This window comes from Synechococcus sp. 'PEA 65AY6A-5F PE A' (assembly GCF_047462575.1).
Lineage (GTDB): Bacteria > Cyanobacteriota > Cyanobacteriia > Thermostichales > Thermostichaceae > Thermostichus.
The window spans coordinates 25,432-35,486 of the sequence record NZ_JAOALE010000030.1 but is presented as its reverse complement, the minus strand read 5'-3'; the positions used below and the strand labels follow the sequence as shown (position 1 = coordinate 35,486).

At 58.9% G+C, this 10,055-nt stretch carries 9 protein-coding genes; 5 read left to right on the top strand and 4 right to left on the bottom strand.

Annotated elements, in window-relative coordinates:
• Positions 1-48: 48 nt before the first annotated feature.
• Entirely contained in the window at positions 49-444 is a 396-nt protein-coding gene (locus tag GG26_RS10400) for an arylamine N-acetyltransferase family protein (protein WP_083759193.1), read from the bottom strand.
• A 181-nt stretch (positions 445-625) separates the two neighbouring features.
• Here GG26_RS10400 and GG26_RS10395 point away from each other — a divergent pair, with 181 nt between their 5' ends.
• Positions 626-2,764: a polyribonucleotide nucleotidyltransferase gene (locus GG26_RS10395; RefSeq protein ID WP_414390428.1), complete on the top strand. Its 2,139-nt coding sequence runs from the start codon at positions 626-628 to the stop codon at positions 2,762-2,764.
• Positions 2,765-2,869: 105 nt separating this feature from the next.
• On the top strand, positions 2,870-4,954 hold the full coding sequence (locus GG26_RS10390; RefSeq protein ID WP_099812903.1) for a CHASE2 domain-containing protein: 2,085 nt from the start codon (positions 2,870-2,872) through the stop codon (positions 4,952-4,954).
• Positions 4,955-5,351: 397 nt separating this feature from the next.
• Here the strand turns inward: GG26_RS10390 and gshB are convergent, their stop codons facing one another.
• The gene (gshB, locus tag GG26_RS10385) at positions 5,352-6,299 is read right to left on the bottom strand and encodes a glutathione synthase (RefSeq protein WP_414390425.1); all 948 of its coding nucleotides are present in this window, start codon (positions 6,297-6,299) and stop codon (positions 5,352-5,354) included.
• Between the two features lie 218 nt (positions 6,300-6,517).
• Here gshB and GG26_RS10380 point away from each other — a divergent pair, with 218 nt between their 5' ends.
• The gene (locus tag GG26_RS10380) at positions 6,518-7,246 is read left to right on the top strand and encodes a pentapeptide repeat-containing protein (protein ID WP_414390422.1); all 729 of its coding nucleotides are present in this window, start codon (positions 6,518-6,520) and stop codon (positions 7,244-7,246) included.
• A 73-nt stretch (positions 7,247-7,319) separates the two neighbouring features.
• Here GG26_RS10380 and rpmB read toward each other — a convergent pair whose 3' ends face one another.
• Both rpmB and GG26_RS10370 read right to left on the bottom strand, forming a co-directional pair.
• Positions 7,320-7,556 (bottom strand): 50S ribosomal protein L28, encoded by a 237-nt coding sequence (rpmB, locus tag GG26_RS10375; protein WP_011431026.1) that lies wholly within the window; start codon positions 7,554-7,556, stop codon positions 7,320-7,322.
• Between the two features lie 24 nt (positions 7,557-7,580).
• Positions 7,581-7,943, bottom strand: coding sequence for a hypothetical protein (locus GG26_RS10370; RefSeq protein WP_011431025.1), 363 nt, complete (start codon positions 7,941-7,943; stop codon positions 7,581-7,583).
• A 187-nt stretch (positions 7,944-8,130) separates the two neighbouring features.
• On the opposite strand from GG26_RS10370, the gene GG26_RS10365 reads away from it, so the two are divergent.
• On the top strand, positions 8,131-9,237 hold the full coding sequence (locus GG26_RS10365) for a dockerin type I domain-containing protein (protein WP_099812909.1): 1,107 nt from the start codon (positions 8,131-8,133) through the stop codon (positions 9,235-9,237).
• A gap of 434 nt (positions 9,238-9,671) precedes the next feature.
• The gene (locus GG26_RS10360) at positions 9,672-9,848 is read left to right on the top strand and encodes an AI-2E family transporter (RefSeq protein WP_011431023.1); all 177 of its coding nucleotides are present in this window, start codon (positions 9,672-9,674) and stop codon (positions 9,846-9,848) included.
• Positions 9,849-10,055: the final 207 nt, after the last annotated feature.

Below are 10,055 nucleotides of genomic sequence, written 5' to 3'. Positions count from 1 at the left end.
CTCGGAAGCTCCCGTCTACAGCCCGTCAGGGCTTAGCGGGAGAGGATGTCACGCCTCATTGCCGCAGTTCACCTGCAGGGCCAGATGGTCGCATTCGGGGCCAAAGTGGCCATCAGGCTCCGTCCGAGTAGCGTGAACGGCCCGGCTCACCTGTCCCGAGAGCAGATGGACCGAAAACCCCATCCCCTGCAGAGCAGCGGCCAGCAGGCTGTTCAGCTCAAAGCAAAAGCCGCCCCGCCGCTCTCGGACGATTTTTTGGAACAAAAAATCCCGCTCCAGGCGAATGGGGCGACCCCAGTGAATATCCAGATTTTCAAACGGCACCCGCAGCAGGTGGGCCAGGTGGATCTGGCGCAGGGTTTGCGGGGTGAGCTGGGTGGGGCCGACGTAGCCAATGCGCTCCAGGTAGGCCCTGATTTGGGCAGGCGTCAGCGGCTCTAGCATCAGCACGGGAGGCGGTTGGGTTGGCGGCAAGCGAGCATCTGGCCTACCCTAGCCTTGCTGCAGCTCCCCGGCCAGAGCCAGAAGAACAGTTTTTGGCGACGCCCCAACTCTCTCCCACCAGAGAACAAAGCAAAAAGAGAATGCTACGATAGCGGCAAGAAAAAAGAAGGCGAAGCGTTACATGGCGGAATATACTCGGTCGATTTCCTTTTACGGGCGGGAAATTGACATTAATATTGGGTTGATGGCTCCCCAGGCAGGTTGCGGAGTCTGGTTGACTTCTGGGGAAACTTCGGTCTTGGTCACGGCTACGCGACAAGCCGGTCGTGCCGGTGTCGATTTCTTGCCTTTGCTGGTGGACTATGAGGAGCGGCTCTACGCTGCCGGGCGGATCCCAGGAGGCTACTTGCGGCGGGAAGGTCGGCCACCGGAGCGGGCCACCCTGATCTCTCGTCTTATAGACCGGCCCCTGCGGCCTTTGTTCCCAGAATGGCTGCGGGACGATGTGCAAATCGTGGCCACCACCCTCTCGGTGGACGACAAGGTGCCGCCCGATGTGTTGTGTATTTTGGGGGCCTCGCTGGCCATCCACAGCGCTCGCATCCCCTTCAACGGCCCGGTGGCGGCGGTGCGGGTCGGCTTGGTTAAAGATGAGTTCATCATCAACCCCACCTATGCCGAGATCGAGGCCGGCGATCTGGATTTGGTGGTGGCTGGCTGTGCCGACGGCGTAATCATGGTGGAGGCCGGCGCCAACCAACTGCCGGAAAAGGACGTGGTCGAGGCCATTGAGTTTGGTTTCGAGGCCGTTCAAGAGCTGCTCAAGGCCCAACAGCAAGTTTTCGCCGATCTCAACATCACCCCTGTGGAGCTGCCCCCGCCCCCTCAAAATGAGGAGCTGGTTGCCTTTGTGGCAGAACACGGCCAGGAGGAGATTCGCTCCGTCCTCAGGCAGTTCCTGGATAAGACCAGCCGCGAGCAACAACTGGAGGCGATCAAGGCCAAGCTAGAGGCCCAGATCCAGGCACGGCCAGAGGGGGATCCCTTGCGGCTGTATCTGCTGGAAAATCCCAAGGAATTGGACGACCAGTTCAAGGCTTTGACCAAGAAGCTGATGCGCCAGCAGATCTTGCAGGAGGGGGTGCGGGTGGATGGGCGCAAGCTGGACGAGGTGCGACCAGTCTCTTGTCGGGTGGGCTTGATCCCACGGGTACACGGCAGCGCTCTGTTCAACCGCGGCCTCACCCAAGTCCTTTCCATCACCACCCTCGGCACCCCTGGTGATGCCCAGGAGCTGGACGATCTGCACCCAGTGGACGAGAAGCGTTACATGCACCACTATAACTTCCCCGGCTTTTCCGTGGGAGAAGTGCGGCCCTCGCGCTCGCCGGGACGGCGGGAGATCGGCCATGGGGCGCTGGCGGAGCGGGCCTTGGTGCCGGTGCTGCCCAAGGAGGAGGAGTTTCCCTACGTGGTGCGGGTGGTCTCAGAGGTGCTCTCCTCCAATGGCTCCACCTCGATGGCCTCAGTCTGTGGCTCTACTCTGTCTTTGATGGATGCCGGGGTGCCGATCAAAGCGCCGGTCAGCGGCGTAGCCATGGGCTTAATTAAGGAAGGGGACGAGGTGCGCATCCTCACCGACATCCAGGGCATCGAGGACTTTTTGGGGGATATGGACTTCAAGGTGGCCGGCACGCGGGCCGGGATCACCGCTTTGCAGATGGACATGAAAATTACCGGCATCACCGTGGATGTGGTGGAGAAAGCCCTCCTGCAGGCCAAGGCCGGGCGGGACTACATCCTTGACAAAATGCTGGAGGTTCTCCCGGCGCCTCGGCCCCAGTTGGCCAAAACAGCCCCTCGTCTGCTCACGTTCAAGGTGGATCCGGAAGATATCGGCAAGATCATCGGCCCTGGCGGCAAGATGGTGCGCAGCATCACCGAAGCGACAGGAGCCAAGGTGGACATCAGCGACGATGGCACGATCACCGTGTCCTCCTCGGTGGGCGGCCAGGCAGAAGCGGCTCGGGCGATGATCGAAAACCTGGTGCGGCGGGTGGAAGAGGGGCAGGTGTACCTGGGCAAGGTGACCCGCATCATTCCTATCGGCGCCTTTGTGGAGTTCTTGCCGGGCAAAGAGGGCATGATCCACATCTCGCAACTGGCGGAGTACCGCGTCAGCAGGGTGGAGGATGAAATTGCCGTAGCAGATGAGGTGGTGGTCAAGGTGCGCAGCATCGACCACAAGGGCCGCGTTAACCTCACCCGTCTCGGCATTAGTCCTGAGGAGGCGGCGCGGGTGCGCAACCATCACCCCTGAAGCTGCGGTTTTTCCCCAGCAACTGGGTGGGCAGGGATCCCCTCGCCAGCCGTTGTCAGCGGCCAAGATGGCAGAGGAGGCGCTCTTCAACCTGTTGGCCTCAACATGCCGAATCTCGCTTCTCCCCTTCTTGCTGGCCAAGAGCGTGGCCCTCAGAGGCGACTGTCTCCCTCCCGGCGGCGACTGGGCTGGGCCTTGGCTTGGGGCCTGGGGTGGGCCACCTTGCTCAACCTTTCTGCCCAGCACCCTTTGTTGCTGCGGCTGGAGAGCGACGCCCAGGAATGGCTCTATGCTTGGCGCGGCCCTCAGCAACCTTCCCCGGAGGTGGTGATCCTCGGCATCGATGGCCGCATTGATGGGCAGGGAGAAAGTGGTGATGGCCAGCATAATGTTGACTTTCTCTTGGAACGGGCTAACTACGCCGGCCTGACCTTGCGCCTTCTGGAAGAGGCCGAAGCCAGGGTGGTGGTGCTGAACCTGCCCAGCAGCTTTGTGGTGCCGCAGAATCTGGGCAACGAGAACCTAGATGCTCCCCTGCGTCAGGTGGTGCAGCGCTACCCGGATCGCTTGGTTTTGGCCACCCGCAGCAGCGAGAGCTTTGGACGCTCCGAGATCAACATCTACAACCACTTCTTGCCTTTTTCGTCCTTGCGCCTTGAGTATTTGGTGCCGCCAGAGCATGTTCAGGGGGTGGTGCAACACCGAGTCGACAGAACCGGGATCCTACGCCAGGCCCAGTTGCGGGGGCTCTACCTACGCCGCGACAGCCAGGAGGAGCAGATGTTCGCCTCGGTGGAGGCTCTGGCTTTTGCCAAGTACGACCCGGAGAAGGCTAGCCGCTGGTTTCGCAAGCGGGGCTTACAGCCGTTTCAGTTCAATCCCCTTGGCTCTCAGCACAGCATCCCCATCATCCCCATCGAACGGGTCTGTCCGCCGCTGATCTCCCAGACGGGATCCGGCTCCCCGACGCTCAGCCCCGGCCAAGCCTGCCGCGGCCAAGAAGGGATCCCGCCCCTCGACCCCAAAGTTGCCGACCAACTGCGAGACAAAATTGTCCTGGTCGGCTTTGTGGGCGGCTACCCGGAGACCTTCCCGGTGCGGACGGCGGATGGATCCCAGATTGCGGCAGTCGAGCTGCAGGCGCAAATCCTCTCGAGCCTGCTCACCGGAGAGGTGTACCGATCCCTGCCGGCAGGGCTAGCGGCGGGAGTTGTCTTCCTGCTGGGGGCGGGAACGGGCCTGATCTGGGTGCTCTATCGCCCCTCCCCGCGACGGAATTGCTGGGACTGGAAACAACAGCGCTCTCTCCTCTGGCCAGTGGTGGGGCTGGTTGCTTATGAAGGGTGGGCCGTGACCCAATTTTTGCTGTGGCGTTGGATTTGGCCGCTGACCTTGCCGGCTTTGGCCGTCGGTCTAACGGGGGTGAGCCTGCTTCTGACCTTGGTAATCTTGGAGAACCAGGAGCGGCTCTTGGCCCAGCAACAGGAACTGGAGCGCCTGCGCCGGGCCGAACAAGAGGCTGCTATCGACCAAGCCCGCAAGCTGCTCTACCGCATTGCCACCGACATTCACGATCGCGAGCTGCAGGAGCTGAAGGTGGTGATGGACGAGCTGGAGAGCTTGCAATGGCAACAGCAGCAGGGTAAGGATCCCGATCCTGCCATTTACGATCGTCTGCTGGAACAACTGGAAAGGATCGGGCGAGGCATTCGCGAGCAGCTTAACGATGTGCGCACCCTGGCCACCAAGCTGCGCATTTCCCCCAGCTTGCGGGAGGGCTTGCACCGGGGCATCGACACCTATCTGGACGAGCTGATTCGGACGGGCAGCCTGACCTTGCCTGTGGAGCGCCACCTACAACCTCTGGAGGAGCCCAATACCGGCGAGTGGTTCGACCAACGGGAGGACATCTTGCGCTTTTTGCGAGAGGCCATCGGCAATGTCATCGCCCATGTGCAACCTCCCAAGGGCAACGCCTCCTTCGTCAAGGTGTCCTTGGTGCAAAAGGAGCGCCACTGCTGCTTGTCGGTCATCAATGACGGCGTAGAATACGCCCCCAGCCCCGGTGGCGGCTATGGCAGCAAAGCCATGAATACCATTGCCCGCTACCTGCCCAAGGGCTCCTGGCATCGCACCCACACTCCGGAAGGCCATACCTACGTCGAGCTGCACTGGGAGATGCCGCTCTAAAAGACTTAGACAACAGCGGGCAAAAGGGAACTTTTGTCTGTGCTTCAGCGACTCCTACCTAGCTGGTCGCCCAGCCCCGGCAGACCCCAGGCGTAACTTCCCCCAGAGCTTGAGGTACAGCCTGCTAAAGAATCAAGAGGTACAGTAGCAACACTTAGCAAACCCACTTCGGAAGCGGATAGAGGTCTTACCTGCCTGATAAGCTGTCACAACTCTTTGCCGTCAATCCAAAGAATGGGTTGGCATCCCCTCCTCTCCTGCCTCTTGAATACCTGTACCCTATTTTTAACAGGCTGTAGCATCGATGCTCTTGCGAGGGAGCTCAAAGGGGGAAAGTGACTGGAGAGGGTATCTGTTGGATAATGCCCAGATTCCTCGGAAGAGGGCGTGGGGCAGTTTACGCTTTGATGGGCACTTTCTTCTCCAGCCACTGGGCCACTTGATCGGCCAGATCAACCCCTTCTAACTGGCAGATCTCCCGCAGCATAGTTGGGCTGGTGACGTTAATCTCTGTCAGCCGTTCCCCGATGACATCAATTCCAACAAAATAGAGTTTCTCCTGCCGCAGCACTGGCGCCAAAGCCGCGCAGAGGGCCCGTTCTTTTTCAGCAATCTCGGTTTTCTCCACCCGACCCCCAGCGGCCACATTGCCACGGAAATCCCCCTCCCCAGGGATGCGATTGACGGCGCCCAAAGGCTCGCCCTCCAGCAGCAAAATGCGCTTATCTCCCGCTGCTGCCTGCGGCAAATACTCTTGCACCATCACGGGCAGCCGGCCAAACTGAGTGCTCAGCTCGATCAAGGAATTGAGGTTTGGATCGCCGGCATTGACCCGCAGGATCCCTTCCCCACCCTTGCCGCCCAGGGGCTTGAGCACCGCCTGCCCCACCTGCTCGACGAATTGGCGGAGCAAGGCCTTGCTGCTGCTGACGCAGGTACGCGGGATCCACTCTTTAAACCGCAAAGCATAGATCTTTTCGTTGGCGGAGCGGATCCCGGCAGGATGGTTGAGCACTAGGGTGCGGCGGGGGGAGAGATGATCCAGAAGGTAGGTGGCGTAGAGATAGGCCGCGTCCACCGGCGGATCCTTGCGCATCCATACGGCTTGCATCTGGCTCAAGGGCAACAAACGCCGTTCTTTGACTTCGTACCAGGGATCCGCTCCTAGATCCAACACAATCTCCTCAACGGATCCCCAGGTTTCCCCTTGATCCCAGTAGAGGTCGGCCAATCCAAGGCAAAAAATGCGGTGGCCTCGTTTCTGCAGCGCCTCCATTAGGGCAACGCTGGTGTCGTGGCCCACCTGCAACTGAGACAACGGATCGACAATGAAAGCTACCTGCATGAATGGTTTGAGCAACGAAAAGCTGCCCTGAGTATGCAACAAATTGGAGCGGATTGCTCCGGGCAGGAAGTTAAACCGATGCAGAGCCGTCTTTAACATCCCCTTAACCCTGACCAGCGAAGCAAACGTTAGCTTAGTTAGATGAGATCCCTGTTAGACCTCAGTGTTTCGGCCAGGTTGACCAGGTTTCTGGCTCGCCTGTGAGGAATGGTCTGTCTGTGAGTGTTCCTTCTCCCCAACCCTCCGAGCCGGTTCGCATTGAAACCACGCGGGACTTGCTAGCAGCCCTGCGAGAAGGGCGCTCCCTGCTGGGTGCCAACCTCGAAGGCGCCTACCTCTCGCGGGGCCTGTTCGACCGCATCCAGATGCCCAAGGCCAACTTGACGCGGGCCAACCTGCGCTCGCTCAGTATGCAGCAGGCAGATCTGCGGTTATGCAACTTTCGCCGTGCCGAGCTGGAGCGGGCCAACTTCGCTGCCTCCGATCTCCGGGGATCCAGCTTCAGTCAAGCCCTGGGAGACTACAGCAACTTCACCGCTGCCAAGCTGGACAAAAGCAGCTTTCAGGGGGGACACTTCAGCCATTCCATCTTTCGCGAGGCCAGCTTGGTGGCTGCCAACCTAACGGAAGGCAACTTTTTTGCCGCCGACTTTCGCCAAGCCAACCTCTTTCGCTGCAACCTCTCCCAGGCCATCCTATCCAGTTGCCAGTTGCAGAATGCCAACTTTGACCAAGCCCTCCTGGTGGGGGCCAACCTCCAAGAGGCCCAAATTGAAGGGGCCAGCTTTGTCGGCGCCGACTTTACCGACGCCAAGCTCTCGGACGAAATGCGCAAGTTCTTGATCGAACGCGCGAGCGGCACCAACGAGCTTACTCAGCGGGACACCCTCAACACTCTGCTGGCGGGGCTCCCGCCCAAGTCACGCAAACTGTTTGGATTGCTGTGAACTGTAGCCAGGGCCACTCTTGCGCCAGCCCCAGCAGATCGGTTTTCAAGAGGTCAAGGCAGCGGATGATCCCTCAAAATTGGTTGAGGTCGATTCCAGCTTCGCGGGCCATGGCCCCTATCCCTTTGGCCTTGAGGGTTTTCAGTGCCTTGGTGGAAAGGCGCAAACGAACAAACCGCTTGCCCTCCTCCCACCAGATGCGTTTCCACTGCAGGTTAACCTCCTGCAGACGCTTGGTACGCCGGTGGGAGTGGGAGATGGCGAAAGCGTTGTTGCGTTTTTTGTTGGTCAGTTGGCAGCGACGTGCCATGAGATCCAAGGGAACTCAGCTTCGCTATTCTATGGCCTCTTTTTGTCGAGCAGCAAGCTGCAGCTGAGCTTGCAACTGGGCTAGCTCTGTCCTCAATTGGTCAAAGGTTTGTTGGCAATGGTTGACGCTTCTCAGGGGCAGCTCTTCGTTTTTGGCGATGCAGGTGACCTGTACAGATCCGTCAGCGGCTTGGCGGGTGCGATCCACAAACACCTCTACCGTCACCAGTTTGGCGTAGGGATTTTTTCCAGGCGGCTCGCCGGCCACCCAGTAGTCAGGGCTGTTGTGTAGGACAGTAAGCTGGCAACGCTCCAAGACAGCGCGAATCGCTTCGCTTAACTGCTCGGCTGAGCCCATGAGCTGGGTAACGCAGGAGTATCGAGCCATAGGAGAAGCAAGTCACCACGGTTATCCTACCACCAAGTTTTCGGCTCCTGCAGCCAAAGGCGGGCGAGCAAAATTGCGTTTAAGAGTACTTCGCACCGGCTCGGCCAACCCTGCTGTGGGGGAGTAATTGCGTTAAAACATAAGGACATAAAGAGTGCCTTTCGGCTCTTTCCCCAGGAGAGTTGTGATGTCTAGGGTCTCCTGTTTAGCCCGTTCTCTCTTGTTGCTGGGATCCCTGGCTCTGGGTTGGATAGACCTGTCTTCTGCCCAAGCGCAGCCCTTTCAAGCAGGCGATCTGGATGGGGATGGTCGTTTGACGGTGCAGGATCTCAACCTGTTGGGGGCCTATTTGCGGGGAGAACGGGAGTTGACCGACGACCAGATCCGGGCTGCCGATGTCGATCAGGATGGGCGGATTACAGAAGCCGATTGGCAGGTGTTGCAGCAGCGCATTCAGGCGGCCACAGATGCACCCACCGGCCAGGTGCAGTTGGACTCGGCCTACTCTGGGCAGGTGGTGGATCGCCTGACAGGGCAGCCTTTGGCCGGGGTGGAGGTGGCCATTCCGGGGGCAGGGATTTCGGTGCGCACCGATGCCCAAGGGCGGTTTCGCCTGCCGGGGCCGCTGCCGGCAGAAGAAATTTTGGTGGCGCGGCTGGAGAACTATTTGCCCTATTCCCAGAGCACAGGCAACGGACAGACCGGCGGGGATCGGCCTTGGCAGTTGCAGTTGGAGCGCTGGGATCCCAACGCCACGCTGGTGCTGGAGGCCAATGTCATCCGCCTGGGCGATAACCAATATTCTCCAAAGTCGGCGGCTGCCGGGCAATTTCTGGCGCCTGCCCAAGGGGTGGAGATGACCCGCTCCTTCAGCCTAGACCGCCTGCCGCCTCGCCCACCGGTTTTGCGGCTTGGATCCCTGATTGGGTTGGATACTGCCGCTGCCTATCGGGCCGGCCAGTCCCGCATTCCCGGCGCCAATATGTCTCCCATGCGAGTGCTTTTAAACGGAGTGGAGGTGGAGCAAATCCACTTGGGGGGAGACGACCTGCGCATCCCTCTGCCACTAGAGCATCTGCGCCTGGGGCTGAATACGGTTACCTTGCGCACTGGCAAAACGGTGATCCAGCCTGGCAGGATCGCCGGCGGATCCCGGATCAGTATCCCTCTTTTGGGTGGATCCCTGGATATCTTTGTGCCGCTGGGGACTGACACAATCGGCCAGGACGGTGGGGCTTGGGTGGACTATGACGATGTGCAGTTGGCCAATGTCACGATCGAGATCCCCAACTAAATGCCCAGGCTAACTTGCGCTGGCTAGGCCGCGGGGATTTTGTTGCTCAGAAGCTTGCCCGAAGCCTTTTCGACAGGCCTACTGGGCCCTGACGTGTTGACTTTGCGCAGCTTGGTCTTCGGTTTAGTAAACCTGTTTTTAAATTGTTATCCTGCTGGATGGAAAGCGACTGTGGAGCTTATTTCTAAAGCCGTTCCCAGAGGAGTGGAAAGCTCGAATTACTGAAAGTGTGCGGCGGAATTTTTGGGATTTTTCTGGGGTTGAGCCGTGTTGTCGTTTTTCTTCGCTATTTCAGCTTTTCCAGTGTTTTTAGTACTTCGGATCCCTTCAGCTCTAACCTCATCGATGATTACAGGTTTATTTGATTTAATTCCAGGTATTGGAGCCACTATTGGGACTAGCCTAATTGCTCATATTGTCTTATCACAGAGCGTATGGCTCTCTATCCAGTAATTTGTATCTCCCTACAACAAGTAGAAGAGAGCTTACTCCTGCTTCGCGTGATGCAGGGATCCGTCAATATCAACCCTGTGATCATGTTTTTCTCTTTGTTTGTGAGCGGTACTGTGGCCGGCTTGTTGGCGGTGTTCTTGGCCATTCCGGTGACGTGAGTGTTGATCAACTTACTTGAGTAAAAGGGCATCCAAAACGGTGATCTCCGCTTCCAGATTGCCCTTCAGGTTTTCCTCTACACCACCGGGGATCAGGAGCTGTTTTACCAGCGCTACGGCCAGGCCACCCAGGAAACGGTGATCCAGTTTCTGGCTTTTGATAGGGTTGGCTTGCTAAGTGTTGCTACTGTACCCCTTAATTAGGCT